Source organism: Mesorhizobium sp. WSM4306, from assembly GCF_007003975.1.
Lineage (GTDB): Bacteria > Pseudomonadota > Alphaproteobacteria > Rhizobiales > Rhizobiaceae > Mesorhizobium.
On the sequence record NZ_VFTC01000018.1, the window covers coordinates 79,585 to 100,482 of the forward strand.

Annotated in this window: 20 protein-coding genes and 1 tRNA gene; 12 read left to right on the forward strand and 9 right to left on the reverse strand. The window is 59.6% G+C overall.

Annotation, left to right across the window (positions count from 1 at the left end; all coding sequences use genetic code 11):
* Positions 1-269: 269 nt before the first annotated feature.
* The 8 genes from FJV77_RS20695 (at position 270) to FJV77_RS20730 (ending at position 7,661) form a co-directional block, all read left to right on the forward strand.
* Positions 270-1,475 (forward strand): tyrosine-type recombinase/integrase, encoded by a 1,206-nt coding sequence (locus tag FJV77_RS20695; protein WP_142868491.1) that lies wholly within the window; start codon positions 270-272, stop codon positions 1,473-1,475.
* Between the two features lie 213 nt (positions 1,476-1,688).
* On the forward strand, positions 1,689-1,949 hold the full coding sequence (locus FJV77_RS20700; RefSeq protein ID WP_142868492.1) for a helix-turn-helix domain-containing protein: 261 nt from the start codon (positions 1,689-1,691) through the stop codon (positions 1,947-1,949).
* Positions 1,950-2,103: 154 nt separating this feature from the next.
* Complete coding sequence (locus FJV77_RS20705; RefSeq protein ID WP_142868493.1) at positions 2,104-4,581, forward strand: hypothetical protein; 2,478 nt, start codon at positions 2,104-2,106, stop codon at positions 4,579-4,581.
* A 400-nt stretch (positions 4,582-4,981) separates the two neighbouring features.
* Positions 4,982-5,557: a hypothetical protein gene (locus tag FJV77_RS20710; protein ID WP_142868494.1), complete on the forward strand. Its 576-nt coding sequence runs from the start codon at positions 4,982-4,984 to the stop codon at positions 5,555-5,557.
* A complete protein-coding gene (locus FJV77_RS20715; RefSeq protein ID WP_142868495.1) occupies positions 5,554-5,964 on the forward strand; it encodes a hypothetical protein in 411 nt (136 codons plus the stop codon). The genes FJV77_RS20710 and FJV77_RS20715 overlap by 4 nt, the downstream gene beginning before the upstream one ends.
* Positions 5,964-6,329: a hypothetical protein gene (locus tag FJV77_RS20720; RefSeq protein ID WP_142868496.1), complete on the forward strand. Its 366-nt coding sequence runs from the start codon at positions 5,964-5,966 to the stop codon at positions 6,327-6,329. The genes FJV77_RS20715 and FJV77_RS20720 overlap by 1 nt, the downstream gene beginning before the upstream one ends.
* Positions 6,330-6,341: 12 nt before the next feature.
* Positions 6,342-7,085 carry a hypothetical protein gene (locus tag FJV77_RS20725; RefSeq protein WP_142868497.1) on the forward strand — a complete coding sequence of 248 codons (744 nt, stop codon included), beginning with the start codon at positions 6,342-6,344 and terminating at the stop codon, positions 7,083-7,085.
* A gap of 3 nt (positions 7,086-7,088) precedes the next feature.
* A complete protein-coding gene (locus FJV77_RS20730; RefSeq protein WP_142868498.1) occupies positions 7,089-7,661 on the forward strand; it encodes a hypothetical protein in 573 nt (190 codons plus the stop codon).
* Positions 7,662-7,682: 21 nt separating this feature from the next.
* Here the strand turns inward: FJV77_RS20730 and FJV77_RS20735 are convergent, their stop codons facing one another.
* Together FJV77_RS20735 and FJV77_RS20740 are read right to left on the reverse strand one after the other, a co-directional pair.
* On the reverse strand, positions 7,683-8,459 hold the full coding sequence (locus tag FJV77_RS20735; RefSeq protein ID WP_142868499.1) for a hypothetical protein: 777 nt from the start codon (positions 8,457-8,459) through the stop codon (positions 7,683-7,685).
* A 140-nt stretch (positions 8,460-8,599) separates the two neighbouring features.
* On the reverse strand, positions 8,600-9,469 hold the full coding sequence (locus tag FJV77_RS20740) for a hypothetical protein (protein ID WP_142868500.1): 870 nt from the start codon (positions 9,467-9,469) through the stop codon (positions 8,600-8,602).
* Between the two features lie 193 nt (positions 9,470-9,662).
* On the opposite strand from FJV77_RS20740, the gene FJV77_RS20745 reads away from it, so the two are divergent.
* Positions 9,663-10,058: a hypothetical protein gene (locus FJV77_RS20745; protein ID WP_142868501.1), complete on the forward strand. Its 396-nt coding sequence runs from the start codon at positions 9,663-9,665 to the stop codon at positions 10,056-10,058.
* A 175-nt stretch (positions 10,059-10,233) separates the two neighbouring features.
* On the opposite strand, the gene FJV77_RS20750 is transcribed toward FJV77_RS20745, so the two are convergent.
* Positions 10,234-10,309: transfer RNA gene (locus FJV77_RS20750), tRNA-Thr, on the reverse strand.
* 351 nt (positions 10,310-10,660) lie between these two features.
* Here FJV77_RS20750 and FJV77_RS20755 point away from each other — a divergent pair.
* Positions 10,661-11,854 (forward strand): hypothetical protein, encoded by a 1,194-nt coding sequence (locus FJV77_RS20755; RefSeq protein WP_142868502.1) that lies wholly within the window; start codon positions 10,661-10,663, stop codon positions 11,852-11,854.
* A 7-nt stretch (positions 11,855-11,861) separates the two neighbouring features.
* On the opposite strand, the gene FJV77_RS20760 is transcribed toward FJV77_RS20755, so the two are convergent.
* Positions 11,862-13,460 (reverse strand): cisplatin damage response ATP-dependent DNA ligase, encoded by a 1,599-nt coding sequence (locus FJV77_RS20760; RefSeq protein ID WP_142868503.1) that lies wholly within the window; start codon positions 13,458-13,460, stop codon positions 11,862-11,864.
* A 1-nt stretch (position 13,461) separates the two neighbouring features.
* Positions 13,462-14,472, reverse strand: coding sequence for a ligase-associated DNA damage response exonuclease (locus FJV77_RS20765; protein ID WP_142868538.1), 1,011 nt, complete (start codon positions 14,470-14,472; stop codon positions 13,462-13,464).
* 105 nt (positions 14,473-14,577) lie between these two features.
* Here FJV77_RS20765 and FJV77_RS20770 point away from each other — a divergent pair, with 105 nt between their 5' ends.
* Both FJV77_RS20770 and FJV77_RS20775 read left to right on the forward strand, forming a co-directional pair.
* A complete protein-coding gene (locus FJV77_RS20770; RefSeq protein WP_142868504.1) occupies positions 14,578-15,507 on the forward strand; it encodes a methyltransferase domain-containing protein in 930 nt (309 codons plus the stop codon).
* A gap of 108 nt (positions 15,508-15,615) precedes the next feature.
* Positions 15,616-15,975: a hypothetical protein gene (locus FJV77_RS20775; protein ID WP_142868505.1), complete on the forward strand. Its 360-nt coding sequence runs from the start codon at positions 15,616-15,618 to the stop codon at positions 15,973-15,975.
* A 12-nt stretch (positions 15,976-15,987) separates the two neighbouring features.
* Here FJV77_RS20775 and FJV77_RS20780 read toward each other — a convergent pair whose 3' ends face one another.
* From FJV77_RS20780 to FJV77_RS20795, 4 genes are all read right to left on the reverse strand, one after another.
* The gene (locus tag FJV77_RS20780; RefSeq protein ID WP_142868506.1) at positions 15,988-16,929 is read right to left on the reverse strand and encodes a glyoxylate/hydroxypyruvate reductase A; all 942 of its coding nucleotides are present in this window, start codon (positions 16,927-16,929) and stop codon (positions 15,988-15,990) included.
* Between the two features lie 94 nt (positions 16,930-17,023).
* Positions 17,024-18,652: an ABC transporter ATP-binding protein gene (locus FJV77_RS20785; protein WP_142868507.1), complete on the reverse strand. Its 1,629-nt coding sequence runs from the start codon at positions 18,650-18,652 to the stop codon at positions 17,024-17,026.
* Positions 18,649-19,788, reverse strand: a complete 1,140-nt coding sequence (locus tag FJV77_RS20790) for an ABC transporter permease (protein WP_112560684.1) — start codon at positions 19,786-19,788, stop codon at positions 18,649-18,651. Before FJV77_RS20790 ends, FJV77_RS20785 begins: the two co-directional genes overlap by 4 nt.
* Entirely contained in the window at positions 19,788-20,885 is a 1,098-nt protein-coding gene (locus tag FJV77_RS20795) for a microcin C ABC transporter permease YejB (protein WP_142868508.1), read from the reverse strand. Before FJV77_RS20795 ends, FJV77_RS20790 begins: the two co-directional genes overlap by 1 nt.
* Between the last annotated feature and the right edge of the window lie 13 nt (positions 20,886-20,898).

The window sequence follows — 20,898 nt, forward strand, 5'->3', positions numbered from 1 at the left end:
CATCCAGTTCTTGTATCCTACTGGGAATAAAGCATTTTCAGTAGAAAATTGGTGCCGCTTAGGTGACTCGAACACCTGACCCCATCATTACGAATTAGCTCCATACACGAATAGCGTGTTTTATAAATAATGCCTTTGACCACTCAAGGCATTGATTTCGCTGGATTTTATGGCGAACTCCACATAACATCCCCTGATTGTAAAACAACCTAGGGTAGCGCAAATAAGGTAGTTTTCCTTATTTGCATTTGTTCAATGAGGAGTGTGTCATGTCGCGTATCAAGCTTACAGAACGAGTCATCGATCGGCTGGCAGCGCCGGATCCTAGTGGCAAGCAAGTGCTGCACTGGGATGCTGACCTGAAGGGGTTTGGCGTCCTCTGCTCGGGCGTCACCAATTCGAAAACCTACATCGTCCAGCGCACGCTTCCCGATGGACGGACGCGGCGCGTCACGGTCGCAGCTGCAAATGAGATCGATCTCGCTAAGGCACGTGAAGAAGCTGCTGAAATGTTGGTCGAGCTGCGCAAGGGACGGGACCCGAAGCTGCGCTCCGCAACCCTGCAAACCACACTGGATGGCTATCTAAAAAAGAAGGGCGAAAAGCTCAGCGATGCGTCGGTCCAGAACTATAAGACGATGGTCGAGAGGCATCTCAGTGCCTGGCTGTCGAAGCCACTGACCTTCATCACACGCAAGGATGTGGAGGACCGTCACGCCGCAATTGCCAAAGAGATAGCAGAGGCTGGCGGCGGGAAGGGCGAGACGAGCGCCAACGCTGCGATGCGAACTCTTCGCCTACTCTGGAACTTTGCAGCGAAGAACGATCCCTCGCTCCCTGCCAATCCCGTTAACTTGCGTGGAGATTGGTTTGAGGAAAAGCGCAGAGATCGGATTGTCGAAACAAACGAAATGCCAGGCTTCTACAACGCCGTGATCGCGCTGCCCAATCCCGTCGCTCGCGACTACATTCTGTTCGTTCTCTTCACCGGCTTACGGAGACGCGAGGCAGCGATGCTCAAATGGGATCATATCGACTTCGATCAAAGACTGATCCGAATTCCCGCTGACAACACGAAGGCCAAGCGAAAGCTTGATCTGCCCATGACGGACTTTGTTCGCAACCTGCTCGTAGCACGTCGGAGCGTTGGCAAGGACACGAGCGGTTATGTCTTCCCCTCGCATGGCAAGAAAACGGGCTATATCGCCGAGCCCAAGTTCCCCCTGGATGCTGTCGGTAAGGCCTGCGGCATCAGCGTTTCGGTGCATGACCTGCGTCGCACGTTCATCACTGTAGCGGAGGAAACAGAAATCAGTCCGATGGCCTTGAAGGCACTGGTCAACCACTCCCTCGGAAAAGATGTGACCGAGGGATATGTGCAGATGAGAGTTGAGCGCCTTCGCGCGCCGGCTCAGAAGGTTGCGGATAGCTTGAAGTCGCTCTGCGGCATCTTCCAGTCGATGATGAAAAGGTAGCGGTGCTGGCGTGACCAAACGTTCTGCTTGTGGGTTTTATTTTGCGCCCCTATTGTAGCCCAGTCCGTAGGCTGCCTGCTGAGGTGGCATAGGGCCTTTCGGGATCGTACCCGTATATACGATCCATTCAACGACAGGCTCTCGTGTGCAACATGCGCGCGAGGGCTTTTTTGTCTCTAGGCCCCGCGCGTCCCGTCAAGAGGACGCCTGCTTATGGAATTGAACCTGCATCTCGACAAACGAGCCGACAGCCTCGTCGCGGCTGTAGCCGGTGACGACGAGGACCTTCTGAATACGGCTCAGACCGCAAAGCTTTTGGGCGTCAGCACCCAGTGGCTTGAGATTGGGCGGACGAAAGGTTACGGCCCGCCTTTCATCCGGATTGGGCAGCGAAACATTCGCTATCGGCGCGACTCCCTGCGCGGATGGCTGAAGGCGCGCGCCGAATATCGCTCTACCCGCGACTACGCCTGACGCTTGGTCGAACAAGACAACGCCGATCCCTGGAGGGGGACCGGCGCTGGAGAAGGACGTGGACCAGAAGGAGCCAAGGTGTCGTGCGGACCGACCTTGGACCAACTCCAAGCAATATAGCCGCTCAAAAATAACCAGTAAATGACGCCGGCTAATGAACTTTCCGAGGCTGAATTCTACCCTCAATTTCAGCTATGACTCAGATGGGATTGTGCGCGGCAACCGCGACAACTTCATCACTGCTGTTGTGGCCGCTACGATTAGAGCGCATCCAGAAGGCTCGGAGGCTGCGGGCCTGCTTGCCTATGCGTGCGCATGGATTCGAGAGAAGGCGGACCTAAGCAGGACACATGATGGCAAATGGCAGTGGAGCGACGACAGCCAACTTGAACGTTTTGTCTCCAAGAAGATTTCCTACGCCCTCAAGAAGGAAACGGCCATCCGCGCTGGCGGACAGAAGCGTGGCCTCGTTCCAGGGATAGCTCCCACCCGTCGCTCAAATCCGATGACGCCCCATGCCGCAACCGAAACGTTGCGGCGCGTGTTGATGGATTTCAGGGCCGCGCTTCCCTTCGGGAATTCGGTCGAGAAGATGGATGCATATGTGGCGAAAGGCCCATGCCCTGAAGCGACTGTTCCGCGGCTGTTAGTTGCCGGCGCTGCTGGACTAGGCAAGAGCACGATGCTGCTGGCCTTGCTCGCGGATCTATTCGCATCCAGCGCGGCACGAGGGGACATGAAGCGCCGCGTTTTCTACCTCTGCCCGACCATAGAATTGTGCGAAGAGTTGGCCCTTAAGTACAAGGCAATGGGCGGGCGGGGCATTGTGATACGGGGCCGCACACATGGGCTGGCCAAGGACCCGGAGAGCACGCCCTGTCTTAAGCCTGGCGACGTTGAGATCGCTGCCAGCGCCGGGCTCTACATCCAGAGCTCGCTTTGCAAGCGGTACGACGAAGAAACGAAGACCCTGCACCTTTGCGAGCACTATGAAAATGGTTGCCGGTACTACGCACAGGCTGATGAAAGCGCCGACCTCGTTTTCATGACCCACGACATGGCAATGGTGACGCTTGACGAGGAACTGTCCGGCAGAGCCGACCTACTCATTATCGACGAATCCATACTCAGCAAATTGACCAGCACGGGTGGCGGCATCGCGTTCGATGACATGCTGCGCAGCGAAAATCTGACGCGCCTGCATACGGCGCTGTCCGAAGACCCGAAAGCCGACCCAATCCAGACGCTCATAGCGATGGGCATCACATGGCAGGATCTTCGTGACGAGCAGGTTGCGATGGAGGAGGCCGACAAGGCAGCTCGCCGCAACGTCTCCTATCCCGGCATCGACAGCACCCGACTAGCCAAAAACGCTTCCGCCTTCAAAAAGGAGCGCAGCAGAACGACAACCATACGCATGCTCCGCAATCTCAAGAACGAGATGAAGGCCGGCCGGACGCACGACACGCGGTCATTTACCTTTGCGCCAGAAGTAGCGGTCGCGGCGACGGACAAGGTTCCAGCCCACACGACAAAACTGATATTTCTTCAGCACCGGCCAAAGGTGAAACTGCTCCGGCAAGATTTGCCTGTCCTCATGCTCGACGCGACCGGAGATGCGCGTCTGATGGCATACAGCTTCCCCGGCATTGAACAGGTGACGATTGAAGCTGAGCGCAATGCATATGTGGTCCAGACCACCGGGAACAGCGGCGCCATGGGCAAGATCGGAAGCGTCTCCACCGACAAATACCGCGAGGAAGTGGCGCACGTGGCGCGCGATATGGCGATCCAGCGTGGGCATCGCGGCCTAGTCGTTGCAACGAAGGAGTCGCTTGAGCTTGGCATCCGGGAGATGCTTCCCGAAGGAGTTGATGTCATCTACTTCGGCAATCTGCGTGGCATCGACAAATACAAGGATCGCGACTGGGTTCTGATAGCCGCGCGCATGCAGATAAAGGCACTGGACGCAGAACGCTACGCTAAGGCACTGGCCTATGACAGCGTGGAGCCGCTTTCGTGTCCGGGGAGCTATACCGAGGCCGTCGTTGGCTACGATCTATCCAGCTACGAGGACAGGCAGGGCATCCAAGCCGTCCGCCACGTCGATCCGTTGGTGGAGGCAATACGGCGGCAGTTCACCGAAGCGGAAAGCGTTCAGGCAATTGATCGGCTTCGGCTGGTATTCCGGGGATATGGCGGCGACTTGCCCGATCAGTCGGCGCAATGGCTCCGACCGGGGAAATGTGCATTTGTCTGCATCCTGTCTGAAGTGCCATTGCCGGGCATCGTTGTTGACGAATTGGTGCCGTATAAGGATGTCGTCGGGCGCACCGGCGAAAGAGGCGGTGGTGGCGGTCCCGGCAGTCGTTTGAAGAAATGGTACGACGAGCTTGGCGGCGTGCTTCCGATCCAAAAACGGAAATGGCTGGCGCAACGCTTTGGAGTGACGGTTCGAGCGGTCGACAACACGATTGATGACTTCAAGACGCGCGGCGACGGCAACTTCGAGAAGCTTCTGGCCGCGGTGCCTGTATACGTGCAGGGCGTGACGCCGGGTACCGTGTACGCATCTACGCGCCAGAGGGCGCTAGAGTTTAGCCGGGATTGGCAGGAGAAAGGACACCGGTAGTCCCTCCGGCCGTAAAACACTGCAAACCCTATATATGCACTTATAGCTTTTGCAGTGTTTTTGCACTGGAGGGACTATTGCCCCGCGTTTTCCCGGAAATATCGGGAGATGACGAATTCACAGAGGCAGCGCGATTTTATTGCGCCCCAGCTTCGCACCGCATGCGTAGCGGCAACGCCCTCGGACGCCAGCCCCGAAAGGCCGCGCTTAAGGTCGATTTTTCCTTATTGCTAAAGCAAAAACCATCATAAGGCATTGTAAAGGTTCAGCTTTACGCACCAAAGCAGCTAATATATTGTTAGCTGGCTCACTAGTTTTGAAGCAAAACTCGTCCGCCAATAGCTAGCCGATCGCCACCGGACCGTGATTGCTTCGCCCCTCGAAAGATAGCACTTCGCCCATGGCCAGCGACTACCCACGTCCCCGAAGCAGGCAGTTTCGCAGCCGCGTCACCAACGGCAAGGAGCTTCTGCCGGGCATCGATGGCAGGTCCAAGTGGGGTCGGCGACTGCACGATCTAATTGCAAACCACGTTGCCGACCTCGGTGGGCCTGAGCACATCACCCAAAGCCAGTACATCTTGGTCAAGAGCGCCGCTAACGCGACAATCGTGATGGAGCAATGGGAGATTGAGTTTGCGAAGGAGGGCACTGCAAGCCTGCCAGTGTTCCTTGCCTACCAGACTATCTCAAACAGTCTTCGCCGCATCTTCGAGACGCTGGGGCTTAACCGCGTTGATCCCCCGCGTGATGGCAAGGTGGTCTACGACATCAGCAAGCTGAGTGACGCTGAGCAGCACCGTCTCAAGATTCTGAACCACAGGGTAGATCAGCACGGGCTGCCTGCCCTGTCGGACAAGGATGCGAAAGAGATGAAGATGCTGCTCGAGAAGTGCATGGGCAGGGGATACGGCCCTTCAGCCACAGAGCCAGGTCCCCGTGACCGTCCCTTCCACGAGATCGACTATTCGAGATGAACGTGCGCATTGGTGATTACGTCAAATCAAATTCCGGCAAGACATGGGTCGTCGCCAATGTCATCCCCGATGGCTGGTATCCTGTGCTGGGCGACGGTAGGCACATATTTCTCATTCGCGACGAAATGAATGCAGACGGCGATACCGATCTCGTTTGCACGATGCAGGCCGAAGATGACGTTTATCTCGGCTGGCGCACTGGACCCGCCTTCGAAAAGGGGCAGCGCTTCATAGTCGAGGGCGAGCGTGTCGAGGTGCACAGCGCCACTCCCCTGTTCGTCTTCTTCCGAATGCAAGACCAGCTGTTAACGTCCCTGTGGCGCTGGCAAGCATCCCTGCTCGTGCAGCGCAAAAAGACGATGAGCTTTGAGTGCGCGGACATGCTGACTTTGGAGGGAGCTATCTGATGGCCCAGCTTGGCGATATCGTCGTGTCGGGCAGCGGACTCAAGTGGGTCGTGCTCGCGCTTACTGGAAACGCACACGGAGGTCAGGACGCGCGCCTTATCCGTCCATCTGATGACGGGCGTTACACCGGCCTTCTCAAGGATATAAGCGGGCTGATCGTTACGGAAAGCCCATCGTTTCAGCCAGGCGATCCCGTGACAGTGAACGGGCTGAAAGGCGGCTATCTGGGCACTGAAGATGGCGTTGCCCGCGTGCTGCTGGCTGAGCGTCAAATGCAAACGAAGACCGGCGTGAACATAGGCATCGACGCATCTGTGGCGAGGATGAACATCGGCCTACTCGTCCTCGAAAATCGCAAAATATGAAGGAGAAGACACATGGCAAGCGTTGCCGAATTTGAACAAAAACTGCACGTCAGCCCATCAATCAATGAGCTGACAATCGATCACTTTGCCGAAAGGCCGAGAGGCAATGAAAAGCCGGAACCCGATCTGGAGCATGTCGCCCTATCGGCGGCGATGCGGGAAGCGCGGGAGCAGGCCCATGCATTGGTCGCGCTTGCTGACAGTGTATACGCGGACGGGTCGCAGACGCCCGCTGCTGCGGTCATCCAAGTAGCTAGCGCCGCGCAAAAGACTGGCGAGCGTGTCGCGGCGAAGCTCGTTGCTGCTCAGGAGAAGACCGACGCCACCATTTCTTCGATCGAAAAGGCGACGTTTGCTCCCCCACCCGACGCGGAGCTTGGGACGCAGTACGACAAGGAAATCCGATACGCTCTCAAGAGCATGACGCCCGACGAACGCTCCGAGGCTCTGACTGAGGCACTGGAAGCCGGCGATATGACAATGATCGGCCCAGTGTTGCGCGCCCCGGCCCTGCTGTCGGGGATGAAATCAACTGAGCTTGCGGCGCTTCGGCATCGGTTCCAGCAGAAGCATTTCCCTGCCGAGATGCGCCGTCTTGAGCGCCTCCGGAAGATGCGCACGGCATCAGACATCGGCGGCAGGGCATTCGTCGCACTCGTCACGCAGGCGACCGACACCAAATTCGCCAACGGCGCTATCGCTGCTCGCACGAAGCGGGAAGCAGTGTTGGCGACCCATCAGCAACAGGAGGCATGAGAAATGGCCAAGTCAGACCTCTACATCGGTGATGGCCTTCGCCTACGCCGGAAGCTCGTCAAGACCGACCTTGCGTCGGTCCCGGAGGAATATCGCCTAGCCTACCGTCCGGTTGACGAGGACGATGACGATTGCGAGGGTTATGACTTCATCCTGTGTGTCAGCGCCGCCCACTACGTCACCGAGGCAAAGGCTGAGATCGCCCGCCTCGCAGCGGCACTTGAAAAGCTTAAAGTTGAAGGCCCTGCGCGAGTGGCAGCCGCCAAGCAGGAGGCGCGCGACTTTGCAGTCGATTTAGCCCTTCGTTCCTCGCTCAGCAAAGCCGGGGTTAAGCCCGGGCTCATGCAAGGCGCCATCGCAGTGTTGCAAGAGGAAAATGACTTCGAGGTGGGGGAGACTGATGACCGCAAGAAGAAGCGCGTCGTCCTCGCCCGCACACAGCTTGGGCTAGTCCCGGTTGACGCGCTCGTCCAAGAGTTCGTCGCGGGCGAAGGGGCAGCTTATCTGGAACGGCGCGCTGCCCCCGCTGGTGGCCACTTCAGTCAGCTACAGTCGGGCTTGAAGCGGGCTCACTGACGTCAAGTCAAGCTCAGCGCATCAAGGTGTTGTATGAACCGCCATTGTTGGCACAAGCGTCGAAAGCCACGTTAGATCGATCAGATTGTAAATGGCAGCTACGGATACAACAGCGGCAAGGATTGGAAGCACTCCATCAATGCCATACAGCCTGAACAGATACATAGAATGAATTGAGTACCTCCACGGGCGAAGAAAAATCCTATAGAGGTGAACCCGCAGTCCGTAACGCCAAACATTTGTTTGAGCGATAGCAGCAAGCCCTGCGTATGCAGCGTCGGAGCTCAGAACCCACTTGCCAGATTTCTCGCCGGGCAAGTGGTGGAGGACTCTAATTATCGCATCGTGGCCGCCTTTTAAGAACTCACTCGGCTCTAACTTTCTGGGCCACACTAGATCTGCCTCTCTGAGAATCTTCTGGTAACTTTGATGGTCGAAAACAGGGCTATAGTTCTCCGGCAGAGCTCCATCGATTTCTAGCTCTACTTTAGCGGATGTCTTAGAAGTAAACTTATCGACCTTTTTGTTATATGACTCATCCGTCCTGCTGATGTGTGCCGGAATTTGAGAGTCCTTTATATCAATAATATAATATAAGATAAAAGTGACGCCGAAGTAGATGATTGTAACCACTAGCAAGAAAGAAAACACTCCGGGATCAAATCGAATTGACAGACCGGCTATCGGAATTGTCTGCAGAGATATGTTGAAGGTCTTTGCTGTTATAGCAATGGTCGATACCGCAAGAAGATTTCTTCGCTCTACTCTTGTCGTGCCGGACAGTGGATCGATGGCCATCTGTAGCGCCCTTGCGAATCAATCAGTTTGATGGGGGATGATATATAGGGTCACTGCCCTTACATAGGCGCTGCCCGCACACTTGGGGCGACGCGCATGGCTCTGCGGCTGTGGTCGCGGAGCCCGCGACCCACACGGAATTATTCCTTGGGTGCAGCAGCTTCCGGCTTGGCCTGCTGCATCTTTTTGAGCAATTCAGGAATTGGGCCGGCCCTAAATCGCACCGGCGCTTGCGGATTGCGCTCGCCCTCGGGAATCTCATAGATAGCAATATGCTTGAATGGCGTTGTCCGAAGGACCAAATCGGACAAAAAATCCTCTGCCAACGTGAGCAGATTGTGGATGAATATCGTCATGTCATTCACAATATCCGTTTCAGGCAAACCCGTCCGATTCCACGACGGGGGTATTAATCCCGCCGAGTTCGGATTGGCCCGGATATTTTTGACGGCTAGAACTCCAGAGAGCTCCCCTGGATGTTCAACAGCGTTCCGTTTTCGGATCAGTTCGGTCGTCCAAGCCTGTTCGGATTTCAATAGGGCAACTAGCCCATCATTCGATCCGAATTCGTTTTCAGCCCATACCGCAATTTGAATCACACCTTTTCCCGGGAGATCGCCGAATACCTTCGCGTCTTTTAATTTGCAGCCATAGGCAATTCGAAATAGCCCCAGTAAGTCTCTTAGGTAATTTTTGGCTGCATAGAGAAAATCCTCCACGTCGTCGTTCAATCCGACGACGAAAGGAACTTCCCTTGCCCTTGGGTCTTTCCGAAGATTTTCAATCACGCGTCCGATATCGTTTTTTACCTTATCATTTATGGCATTCATGCACTTTTCACATTTGATCAACCTCTGGGTGAGGTCAAAGATAAAAAGCCCAGTTATTGCCTCTTGCTTCTCCTTGTCGAGCCCGCTGAATCCAATTAAGTCGCCGGTCTGAATTCCCAATCGCGCAACGATTGGGTTATTCGCGCCAACATCGGAAATCTTTTGAAATTGAAACGGCATAAATTCTTATAACCGATTCCCTTTTTAGTCCAAAACGCCGGCCCGATGCGGGCAGGCCCGCGCCGACCTTGACTCGATATTCATGCCGTGGTCTGGTTTGGGTGCGAGCAAGAGCGCTCCAACGAGTTCCCGGCCACCCTCTCGGAAAAATGCCGGCGGTTTTAGAACCGCCTTTTTCGAAAGGACAGTGTCGATGACTACCAAACTCAAAAACGAGTTCCATCAAGCCATGCTCGAAGCGGACGCGGCAGCGCGTAGCTTACCCGGATACAGCGGGCACGTGTTCCGCCGAATGATTGCCGATAGTGGCGGTTGGAAAGCCGCCAAGCTGGTGCTTCAGCCTATGCCGAACGGCAAGGTACAAGACGGCTTTGTCGAACTCTGGATGTGTGACGGACTCGAGCTCACCGTTGAGGCCATCGTCCTGGAGCAAAAGTGGTATGATCTTTTCACGGCAAACGATCGCAAGGAAGCCTACCGAAGGCTCATCTCAGTCGGATGTGACATTGCACGCCAACTGACGCCGCATAAAGTGCAGTATATCGTGCTGCAATACAGCCGCCCGCTTCGGCCAAAGCGCCGCGCCTAGCCACTGAGCCCTGACGCGTCGCCCCAACTATGCGGGCGGCGCGTCTCTCGCTTCTTGAAGGCGCGCTGGCCGTCGCCTGTACGAACTCCCCGGGTTTTCATTATTTGGGCTTGGGTGCCAAATAAGTTTCGGTGATGAAAACCGGGGTGAAGCGATTCTAAACGTTGGAAAATTATGGTGCCGCTTAGGTGACTCGAACACCTGACCCCATCATTACGAATGATGTGCTCTACCAACTGAGCTAAAGCGGCCCGGGAAGCGCAGGGCTTCCAAGATCGGCTGGGTGATAGACTCAACCGGCCGCTAATTCAAGATGGGCAACCGCGATTTCAAGGCGGCATCCGGCAATTCGTCCCGGCATTTCCCGTTGGCGCGGAATGACCCGCCGTGCGGTTTTGTTGTTGGGTCGCAAGGTTGTCTCGGCCGATCGGGCTCAAATTGCCCCGGACGTCGGTGAAACAGGTTGATTTCATTGTCAAAAAGTACCGAAATAGGCTTTAGCCGGGCCGCCGAGGCAGAATGCGGACGCTCGCCCGTTGATTGATTGGTCGCCTGCGGCTAACGATCATGGCAATGTGAGCGAACGGACAGGGGAAATTCGCTTGGACGCGATCGAAAAAGCGATCCGCAACGCCTTCGAGAAAGGCAATGCCGAGGACCGGGCGTTTCGCGAGAGGGTCTATCGATCGGCCTTCGCGGCGCTGGACCGCGTCCTTCAGGCCAATCCCGGCGTGACGGTGGAAGCCGCCATCAAGCGCCGCAAGTCGGTGCAGGAAAAGATCGCCGAGATCGAATCCGAATTCCTGCCGGCGGTCCCTGATGTCGCCGCGCAGACGCAAGACGCTGCGCAGACGCAAGGCGCCGCTCAGACGCAAGATGCCGCACAGGCGCCAGGCGCCACCGAAGCGCCCGCAATCGACGCCCCTACAGGCGTCGCAGCCGGGCCATCGCCGGCGATCGTCGTTGACGGACCAGTGCAGCCTGACGCATCCGACGCGCCGCGCTCACGCATCCTGCCGGTCGTCCCCGACATCATGCCTGACGCCATGCTTCCCGGCGCCCCGGCGATCGATATGGCCGATTCCGCGCCGGCCGAGGTCGCGACGGAAGTGGCGCCTGACCGCGACGAAAGGCGGATAAGGGGCCGCCGCCTGCCGCTGACGGCGATCTTCTTCGGCGTGACGCTGCTTGCCGCCGTCGGCATCGGCCTCTATTTCGCCGTCCAGACTGGCGTCTTCAAGACGCCGGCGCAGCTCGACACGGCCCCGCCCGAGGCGCCGCCGACGGTCGACGATGACGATTTCACGCCGCCGGCCTATACAAACGCGCCGCAACAGCCTGGTGCGGCCGAACAGACGCGTGACTGGATCAACGTGTTTACGCCTACCGATCCGACGCATGTGGCGACGCCCTCCGACGCCAAGGCCGATGTCGTGCAGGACGATACCGGCTCCTTCCTGCGCATCCGCTCCGGCGCTTCCGGCTCGGCCATCAGCTTCGATGTCGGGCAGGGCGTGCTCGAGAAGCTTGCCGGCAAGCATGCCGTGTTCGACATCGTCGCCCGCGCCGAGGACGGCAAGGACACACAGATCTCCATCGACTGCAATTTCGGCGATCTCGGCGACTGCGGCCGCAAGCGCTACGCTGTCGGCCAGCAGCGCAACGAATATCTCTTCGACGTAAAATTCCCCGACAAGCCGCCTGGCGCCGCCGGCAGCATCGCCATCAACTCCGATTTCGACAAGCAGGGCAAGGCGGTCGACATCTACGAGATCCGCGTCTCGATCGAGCCGTAAACTACGCCTAACGATCCAACAGCGCCTGCAGCGTCTCGATGCGGTCGGCTTCGGCGGCCGGCTTGTCCCAGCGCAGCCGTGAAATGCGGGGAAAGCGCATGGCGACGCCGGATTTGTGCCGGGTCGAACGGTTGAGGCCTTCGAACGCCACTTCCAGCACCAGCCCCTGCTTGCGGTCGGCGCGCACCGAGCGCACCGGGCCGAAACGCTCGACCGTGTTGTCGCGGACATATTTGTCGATCTGCTTCAGCTCCTCATCGGTGAAGCCGAAATAGGCCTTGCCGACCGGCACCAGTTCTTCCGCGCCTTCCGGCCCCGACCAGACGCCGAACGTATAGTCCGAGTAGAAGCTCGAGCGCTTGCCATGGCCGCGCTGCGCATACATTAGCACCGCATCGACCGTGTGCGGGTCGCGCTTCCACTTGAACCACGGGCCTTTCGGCCGTCCCGCGATATAGGGCGAATTCCAGCGCTTCAGCATCACGCCTTCGATGATCGGGTGCGGCGGTGCCCGGCGCAGTTCCTCCAGCGACGGCCAATCTGAAAATTCGACGAACGGCGAAAGATCGAAGCGCTGCGGGTCGAGCGTTTTGATGAAGGTCTCAAGGCGCTTCCGGCGCTCGAAGAAGGGCAGCGCGCGCAAATCCTCGCCGTTGATCTGTAGCGCATCGTAGCAGCGCATGAAGGCCGGATACTGTTGCTGTATCTTCGGCGTCACGCTCTTGCGGTTCAGCCGCTGCTGCAGGTCCGAAAACGTGCCGGTCGCGGCGGGTTCGCCGACCAGCAATTCGCCATCGAGCGCGGCAGAAAAATTCATGGTTTCGGCGAGATCGGGAAAGGCGCCGGACACATCGTCGCCGGTGCGCGAATAGAGCCGGCGTACGCCGCCCTCGCACACCGCCTGGACGCGGATGCCGTCCCATTTCCATTCCGCGGCATAGTCGGCCGGATCGAGCTTTTCGAGATCGCCGTCGCCGACCGGGTTCGACAGCATCACCGGGCTGAACAGGGCGAGCGCCGTCCGCTGCGGCTTTTCGGCCTTGCCCTCCAGCCAGGCGAACAGCGAGATGTAAGGCGGCGTCAGGCCGTGCCACAGCTCCTCGATCTCGGCGACATCGACCTTGCCGAAATCGGCCAGCGCCTGTTTGGCGAGCCGCGCCGAAACGCCGATGCGCAGGCCGCCGGTGACCAGCTTGATGATGGCAAAGCGCGCCGAAATGCCGGCGCTGTCGAGCAGCCCGGCCAGCACCTTCGGCCCGTCGGAGCGGCTTGCCGCCTGCAGTTTCGCCACGACATCGCCAAGTGTCGGCTGTCGGTTCGGGATATGCCCCGGCGTCTGCGGCCAGACCAGTGAGACCGTTTCGGCGAGGTCGCCGACATAGTCGTAGGAATAGCCGAACAGCACCGGGTCCATGCGCTCGGTGACCAGCGTGCGCAGCATGGCCGGCTTGACCGCCGCAATGTTGAGGTCGCCGGTAATGGCTGCCAGCGCCAGGCCGCGATCGGGATCCTCGACGCTGCGGAAATAATCGGTGAGCAGTGTCAGCTTGCCGTTGCGCGACGGCGTCAGCACCAGGCGGTCGAGGAGTTCGGCGAAGCGGTTCAACTCAATCGCCCTCGTCCTCATAGCCGACCAGATGCAGCGGCCGCGCGGCGATGCCTTCCAGCTCACACCAGCGCACCAGCGCTTCCTCGCGGCCATGCGTCACCCAGATTTCGCCCGCACCGGTCTCCTTGATAGTGGCGGTCAGTTCGTCCCAGTCAGCATGGTCGGAGATGATCAGCGGCAGTTCGACGCCGCCTTGCTTGGCGCGCTGGCGGATGCGCATCCAGCCGGAGGCAAAGCACGAGATCGGATCGGGAAAGCGCCGCGCCCAGCGGTCGGCAAAGGCCGATGGCGGGCCAACGACGATGGCGCCGGTGAAATCCTGCTTGCCGCCGCTGTCCACCGTTGCCGGCTCCAACGTGCCTAAGTCGATGCCCTGGCTCTGATAATACTCGCTGAGCTTGGCCAGCGCGCCGTGGATATAGATCGGCCTGTCATAGCCGGCATCGCGCAGCAGCCGCATCACCCGCTGCGCCTTGCCCAGCGCATAGGCGCCAATCAGATGCGAGCGCTCGGGAAACTGCGCCGCCGATTTGAGGAGACGAGCGATCTCTTCCGTGTCGGGCGGATGGCGAAACACCGGCAGGCCGAAAGTCGCCTCGGTGATGAACACTTCGCATTTCACCGGCTCGAAGGGAGCGCAGGTCGCATCCTTCTGGCGCTTGTAATCGCCGGAGGCGACGATGCGCCTGCCCTTGTGCTCGACCGCGATCTGCGCCGAGCCCAGCACATGGCCGGCCGGATGAAAGGTAACGGTGACATCGTTCAGCGCCATTGCCTCGCCGAGGGCTGCGGCCTGCGTCGTCCCGGCAAAGTCCTCGCCATAACGCAGTCCCATAATGTCGAGCGTCTGTTGCGTCGCCAGCACCGAGCGGTGGCCGGAGCGGGCATGGTCGGAATGGCCGTGCGTGATCAGGGCCCGGTTGACCGGCCGCACCGGGTCGATGAAGAAATCGCCGGGCGGGCAATAGAGGCCTTCAGGCCGGGGATGAAGCAGGTCACTCGCACGCATCCCGTCAAGATAGTGGCTAATGCCGGTGCGGGAAGCCTGTTGCAAGAGACTGCTGACTCGTCCTACAGCCAGCCACCGGCCGCATCAGCCGGCGGACCCATCGCCATGCAACCGCTGAAAACCTCGTCCGGCGACCTGACCGCCGATCGCCGCGCTGACTATGCCGAAATGCTTTTCGGCTCGGGCGACCCTGCGGCAGCAGCGGAATTGCTGCTCGGCGCGCTGGAGCTGGCGCCGCAATGGGCGGCGGGCTGGTACCGCCTCGGCGAGATGCAGGAGACAAGCGAGCAGTTCGACCTGGCGGCGCAGGCCTGGGCGATGGCACTGAAACTCGACCCGGCGGATCGCCTCGGGGCTGCGCTGAAGCTGCAACTGATCGGCAAGGCGCCTGCTGCCGCGGCGCCACCCAGCGCCTTCGTCGAAACGCTGTTCGACCATTATGCCGAAAGCTTCGAGGGTGAGCTGGTCAACAAGCTCGGCTACCGACTGCCGGAGTTTCTCGATCGCGCCATTCGAGCGGCAAGGCCCGGTCGTTTTCCGCTTGCTCTCGACCTCGGCTGCGGCACCGGCCTGATGGGCGAAAGACTGCGGCCGATCGCCGACCGGCTGGAGGGCTACGACATTTCCGCCGCCATGCTAAAAAGAGCTCGCGCCAAAGGTGTCTACGACCTGCTTGCCAAGGCCGACCTGCAGCACTTTGCCTATGCCGGCCCGAAAGCCGATCTGGTGGTGGCGGCCGACGTGTTCATCTATGTCGGTGCGCTCGATAGCGTGGTGAAGGCCGTCGCCGGCATTCTGGCCGGCAATGGCCTGTTTGCCTTTTCCGTCGAGACGCCGGCCGAAGGCGAGGCGGCGGGCGAAGCCGGTTTTGCGCTGCGGCCATCGCGCCGCTACGCCCATTCTCAAGCCCATGTCGAGAGGGTGCTTACCGCCTGCGGCCTGTCGGCCCTGTCCATGCAGCCCACGGTCATCCGCTGGGATCGCCGCCAGCCGGTCGATGGGCTGGCCGTGCTGGCGACACTATCGTCCGGCTGATGTCTCGTCCTGTTCGAAAATGTGAATAGGATTTTTGCGGCTGGCGCGGCATCAAATAGGATATCTGCCGAGAAAAGGTCCGCTCGGTTTGGCATTGAGGAGAAACGGATGCGCTGGAACATGATGGTCTTGGCATCTTGCCTGGCGATGACCGGCTGCATGGGCAGTTCGATGTCCGAACGGCAGGACCAGGACGTGCAATCGTCACTGCAGTATGACAGCGTGCCTTGCGACCAGTTGCTGGCTCAGCGCAATGGGCTGGCGCAGCAATATCATCTATCGACGGATGCAAAACCGAGCTTCTCCAATCCGGCGATGGGCTTCGGCCCGTTCACGCCGGATATGCGCTCCAAAGGCAAACGCGACACCGACCTGGCAAGCGGCAAGATCGACGCCATGAACCGCTCGATAGAACGCCGCGGCTGCGGCAAGCCCAACAAGCAGAAGAAGTTCGCCCTGCCGAGCTGAACCTGGACTTTCTCAGTAACCGGCCTTGCGGTCCACGAGATTGTCGAGCTGTTCGCCGCGCTCGAAGGCATCCATCTGGCGAAGCATGATCGGCGCCAGGTGGACGGGGTCCGAGGTTGCCGCCGCATGCGGCGTCACGAACACTTTCGGATGGCTCCATAGCGGGCTGGTTTTCGGCAGCGGCTCGACCTCGAACACGTCGAGGCTCGCCTCCTTCAACGTGCCATCATCCAAGGCGCGTAAAATATCGGCGTCCTTTTGCAGCCGGCCGCGCCCGGCATTGATCAGCACCGAGCCGCCGAGACCGTTGCGCTTGCGCAGTTCCTTCAGCACGCCGTAATTGATGATGCCTTGCGTGTCGGGCGTCAGCGGCAACAGCACCACAAGGATGTCGGTGGCGTTGAGGAAGGGGATCAGCCCGGCTTCGCCGGCATAGGTCGAGACGCCTTTCATGGTCTTGTCGTTGCGCGACCAGCCGTTGACGGCAAAGCCGAGCGACAAAAGCACCGACGCGGCGGCGCGGCCGAGATTGCCGAGCCCCATGATGCCGACCGAGATGTCGCCGGCCGGCCGCTGCGGCGGCTCGTGCCAGGTCTTCTTCGGCTGCTGGGCGCGATAGAGCATGCCTTGGCGGTGATGGTCGAGCACACGCCAGACGACATATTCGGTCATGTATTGGGTAAGATTGTCGGCGACCACCTTGACGATCGGCACGTCGGGCAGGCCGGGATCGGCGAAGATGTGATCGACGCCGGCGCCGATCGAGAAGATCGCACGCAGATTGGGCAGCGACTTCAGGAGGTTCGGCTTCTGCTTCCACACCACCGCATAGGTGATCGACGGGTCCGAGGCGCCGTCCGGCTCCAGCACCACTTCGCGTTCCGCCGACAGCAGCTCGCGCCAGCGCTGCGGATGAAAGCCGGTGACGGCAAGCAGGATTTTGCCTTTTTCCATTTGCGGATTTTTCTTCCCTGTTAGTCCAGCCTGAAGCAATTCCAGGAAAAGTGTAAAGCGGTTTTCCGTCCGGAATTGCGTAAAAACAAAATATCTATTCGCTGACGATGCCGACCGGCGCCGTCTCGATCCTGAACGCGGCCGAGATCAGTGCCTTGGTATAATCGGTCTGCGGCCGCTCGAAAATCTGTTCGGACGGGCCGGCTTCGACGATCTTGCCATTGCGCATGACGATGACGTCGTTGGCAAGGGCGCGAATGACCTTCAGATCGTGGCTGATGAACAGATAGGCAAGGTCGTGCTTGGCCTGCAGACTGCGCAGCAGGTCGACCACTTGCGCCTGCACGCTCATGTCGAGCGCCGAGGTCGGCTCGTCCAGCATGACGAAGCGCGGATTGAGCACCATGGCGCGCGCAATGGCGACACGCTGGCGCTGACCGCCGGAGAATTCATGCGGATAGCGGTTGCGTGTGGCTGGGTCGAGCCCGACCTCTTTCAGCACCGCGACCACCTTGTCGTCGCGCTGGTCGGGCGACTGCTTCGGCTCGTGGATTTTCAGCCCTTCCTCGATGATCTCCGACACCGACATGCGCGGGCTGAGCGAGCCGAACGGATCCTGGAAGACGATCTGCAGTTCGCGCCGCAGCGGCCGCATGGCGTTGAACGACAACTGGCTGATGTCGCTGCCGTTGAACTGGATGGTTCCCGTCGACGAGATCATCCGCGCCAGCGCCAGGCCAAGCGTCGTCTTGCCGGAGCCGGATTCGCCGACAACACCGAGCGTCTGGCCTGCGCGCACGGTAACATCGATGCCGTCCACCGCCTTCACGTTGTCGACGGTCTTTCGGAAGAACCCCTTCTTGATCGGGAACCACACCTTGATGTCCTTGCCAGTCATGACCGGCTTGGCGGCATCGTTGGCGGCCGGCGGCTTGCCTTTCGGCTCGGCCGCCAGGAGGTGCTTGGTATAGGCGTGCTGCGGGTTGGCGAAGATCTCCTTGGTCGGCCCGGTCTCGACGATCTTGCCCTTGGTCATCACGCAGACCCGGTCGGCGATCTTCCGGACGATGCCGAGATCATGGGTGATGAACAGCATCGACATGCCCTTGCGGCTCTTCAGCCCCGCCAGCAATTCCAGGATCTGCGCCTGTACGGTGACGTCCAGCGCCGTCGTCGGCTCGTCGGCGATCAGCAGTTCCGGCTCGTTGGCCAGCGCCATGGCGATCATGACGCGCTGGCGCTGGCCGCCGGACAGCTGATGCGGAAAGGCGTCGAGGCGTTTTTCCGGCTCGCGAATGCCGACCTCGTTGAGCAGCGCCAGCGTCCGCGCCTTGGCCTGGCGGTCGCCCATGCCCTGATGCAGCGCCAGGATCTCGACGATCTGCTGCTCGATCGTGTGCAGCGGATTGAGCGAGGTCATCGGCTCCTGGAAGATCATGGTGATCTTGTTGCCGCGCACGCTGCGCAACTGCTTTTCGTTCATCGCCAGCAGGTCGGCGCCCTGGAACAGGATCTTGCCCGAGGGATGACTGGCTGTGGGGTAGGGCAGCAGCTTCAGCACCGATAGCGCCGACACCGATTTGCCCGAGCCGGATTCGCCGACCAGCGCCACCGTCTCGCCCTTGGCGAGATCGAAGGAGATGTGGTCGACGGCGATCGACTGGTTGCCGCCCTGAGTGAAGGCGACGCTGAGGTCGCGGACGGAGAGCAGGACCTCGCTCATCGGAACGCCTTGCGCGGATCGAACGCGTCGCGCGTGGCTTCACCGATGAACACGAGCAGCGACAGCATCAGCGAGATGACGACAAAGCCGGATATTCCGAGCCAGGGAGCATTGAGGTTGCTCTGCGCCTGTTTTAGCAGTTCGCCGAGCGAAGCGGTGCCTGGCGGCAGGCCGAAGCCGAGATAGTCGAGCGAGGTCAGCGTTGAGATTGAGGCGCTGACCAGGAAAGGCATGAAGGTCAGCGTCGCCACCATGGCGTTGGGCAGAAGATGTCGCAGCATGATGGTGCGGTTGGACACGCCGAGCGCGCGGGCCGCATTGACATATTCGAAGTTGCGGGCGCGCAGGAATTCGGCGCGCACCACGCTGACCAGCGACGTCCAGGAGAACAGCAGCATCAGCCCAAGCAGGATGAAGAAGCCGGGCGGCAGGATGGCGGCAACGATGAGCAGCAGATAGAGCAGCGGTATCGCTGACCAGATTTCTATGAAGCGTTGAAACAGAAGGTCGGTCCAGCCGCCGAAATAGCCTTGCAGCGCGCCGGCCGCGACGCCGATCACCGACGAGCCCGCGGTCAGGATCAGTCCGAACAGAACGGAAATCCTGAACCCGTAGATGATACGCGCCAGCACGTCGCGCGCCTGGTCGTCGGTACCCAGCCAGTTCCAGTTGCCGACAATGCAGTCGGGATCGGCGGCGCCCTGCGGATACTGGCTGCATCGCTTTTGCGCGTCGTATTCCCACGATGGTTTTGCCGGAGCGGCGTCGGGGATCGCATTGTTGACGGTGCGGTAGGAATAGCGGATCGGCGGCCAGATCATCCAGCCATTGGCATTGATCTCGTCGCGAATGACCGGGTCGCGATAGTCGGTGACGGCGTAGAAACCGCCGAATTTTTCTTCCGGATAGGCGACCGCCACCGGGAACAGGATCTCGCCCTTGTAGTAGGCGACGATCGGCCTGTCGTTGGCGATCAGTTCGGCAAACAGCGACAGCACGAACAGAGCGAGGAATATCCACAGCGACCAGTAGCCGCGCCTGTTGGCCTTGAAGTTCTGCCAGCGCCGCAGGTTGAGCGGTGACAGCCAGGGTCGCGCGATCCTTGTCGGTGTCGTCTCGGCTGCGGCCTGCGTCATCAGACGTCTCTCCGCTCGAAATCGATACGCGGATCGACCCATGTGTAGATCAGGTCGGACAGCAGCGTCACGAACAGGCCAAGCAGCGAAAATATATAGAGGTTGGCGAACACCACCGGATAATCGCGCGCCAACACGGACCTGAAGCCGAGCAGCCCGAGACCGTCGAGGGAAAAGATGTTCTCGATCAAAAGCGAACCGGTGAAGAAGGCCGAGATGAAGGCAGCGGGAAAGCCGGCAATGACGATCAGCATGGCGTTGCGGAACACATGTCCGTAGAGCACCCGCCCCTCCGACAGGCCCTTGGCGCGGGCGGTCACCACATACTGTTTACGGATCTCTTCCAGGAAGGAGTTCTTGGTCAAAAGCGTCGTCGTGGCGAAGGCCGACAGCACCAGTGCCGTCAGAGGCAAGGTCATGTGCCAGAAATAATCGACGATCTTGTCCGGCCACGACAATTGGTCCCAATTGTCGGAGACGATGCCGCGCAGCGGGAACCAGTCCCAGAACGAGCCGCCCGCGAAAAGCACCATCAGCAATATGCCGAACAGGAAGGCCGGTATGGCATAGCCGATGATGATCACGCCGCTGGTCCAGACGTCGAAGGCGGAGCCGTCCTTGACCGCCTTGCGGATGCCGAGCGGTATCGAGATCAGATAGGACAAAAGTGTGATCCACAATCCGAGCGAGATCGATACCGGCATTTTCTCCAGGATCAGGTTGAGCACCGAGATGTCGCGGAAATAGCTGTCGCCGAAATCAAAGCGCGCGTAGTTCCACAGCATCATGCCGAAGCGTTCGAGCGGCGGTTTGTCGAAGCCGAACTGTTTTTCCAGCTTCTTGATGAATTCTGGATCGAGCCCTTGCGCGCCGCGGTATTTCGAGCCGACATCGCCGGCCACATCGAAATTGCCGCCACCTCCTGCATCGCCGCCGCCGCTGCCGAGGCGGTCGCTGCCGCCCTGGTTGGTCAGGCTGGCGATAACCTGCTCGACCGGTCCGCCCGGTGCGAATTGAGTGACGACGAAAGCGACCGCCATGATGCCGAACAGGGTCGGGATCATCAGCAGGATGCGTCGCAGTATGTAGGCGCCCATCAGGCCGCCAGTC

Excerpts from the sequence above, each read along its gene's own strand:
- FJV77_RS20730 (WP_142868498.1), top strand. The coding sequence starts at position 7,089 with ATGGCCAAGTCAGACCTCTACATCGGTGATGGCCTTCGCCTACGCCGG.
- FJV77_RS20765 (WP_142868538.1), bottom strand. The coding sequence starts at position 14,472 with ATGCGTGCGAGTGACCTGCTTCATCCCCGGCCTGAAGGCCTCTATTGC.
- FJV77_RS20780 (WP_142868506.1), bottom strand. The coding sequence starts at position 16,929 with ATGGAAAAAGGCAAAATCCTGCTTGCCGTCACCGGCTTTCATCCGCAG.
- FJV77_RS20715 (WP_142868495.1), top strand. The coding sequence starts at position 5,554 with ATGAACGTGCGCATTGGTGATTACGTCAAATCAAATTCCGGCAAGACA.
- FJV77_RS20695 (WP_142868491.1), top strand. The coding sequence starts at position 270 with ATGTCGCGTATCAAGCTTACAGAACGAGTCATCGATCGGCTGGCAGCG.
- FJV77_RS20795 (WP_142868508.1), bottom strand. The coding sequence starts at position 20,885 with ATGGGCGCCTACATACTGCGACGCATCCTGCTGATGATCCCGACCCTG.
- FJV77_RS20710 (WP_142868494.1), top strand. The coding sequence starts at position 4,982 with ATGGCCAGCGACTACCCACGTCCCCGAAGCAGGCAGTTTCGCAGCCGC.
- FJV77_RS20720 (WP_142868496.1), top strand. The coding sequence starts at position 5,964 with ATGGCCCAGCTTGGCGATATCGTCGTGTCGGGCAGCGGACTCAAGTGG.
- FJV77_RS20790 (WP_112560684.1), bottom strand. The coding sequence starts at position 19,788 with ATGACGCAGGCCGCAGCCGAGACGACACCGACAAGGATCGCGCGACCC.
- FJV77_RS20740 (WP_142868500.1), bottom strand. The coding sequence starts at position 9,469 with ATGCCGTTTCAATTTCAAAAGATTTCCGATGTTGGCGCGAATAACCCA.
- FJV77_RS20775 (WP_142868505.1), top strand. The coding sequence starts at position 15,616 with ATGCGCTGGAACATGATGGTCTTGGCATCTTGCCTGGCGATGACCGGC.
- FJV77_RS20725 (WP_142868497.1), top strand. The coding sequence starts at position 6,342 with ATGGCAAGCGTTGCCGAATTTGAACAAAAACTGCACGTCAGCCCATCA.
- FJV77_RS20785 (WP_142868507.1), bottom strand. The coding sequence starts at position 18,652 with ATGAGCGAGGTCCTGCTCTCCGTCCGCGACCTCAGCGTCGCCTTCACT.
- FJV77_RS20745 (WP_142868501.1), top strand. The coding sequence starts at position 9,663 with ATGACTACCAAACTCAAAAACGAGTTCCATCAAGCCATGCTCGAAGCG.
- FJV77_RS20705 (WP_142868493.1), top strand. The coding sequence starts at position 2,104 with ATGAACTTTCCGAGGCTGAATTCTACCCTCAATTTCAGCTATGACTCA.
- FJV77_RS20735 (WP_142868499.1), bottom strand. The coding sequence starts at position 8,459 with ATGGCCATCGATCCACTGTCCGGCACGACAAGAGTAGAGCGAAGAAAT.
- FJV77_RS20770 (WP_142868504.1), top strand. The coding sequence starts at position 14,578 with ATGCAACCGCTGAAAACCTCGTCCGGCGACCTGACCGCCGATCGCCGC.
- FJV77_RS20700 (WP_142868492.1), top strand. The coding sequence starts at position 1,689 with ATGGAATTGAACCTGCATCTCGACAAACGAGCCGACAGCCTCGTCGCG.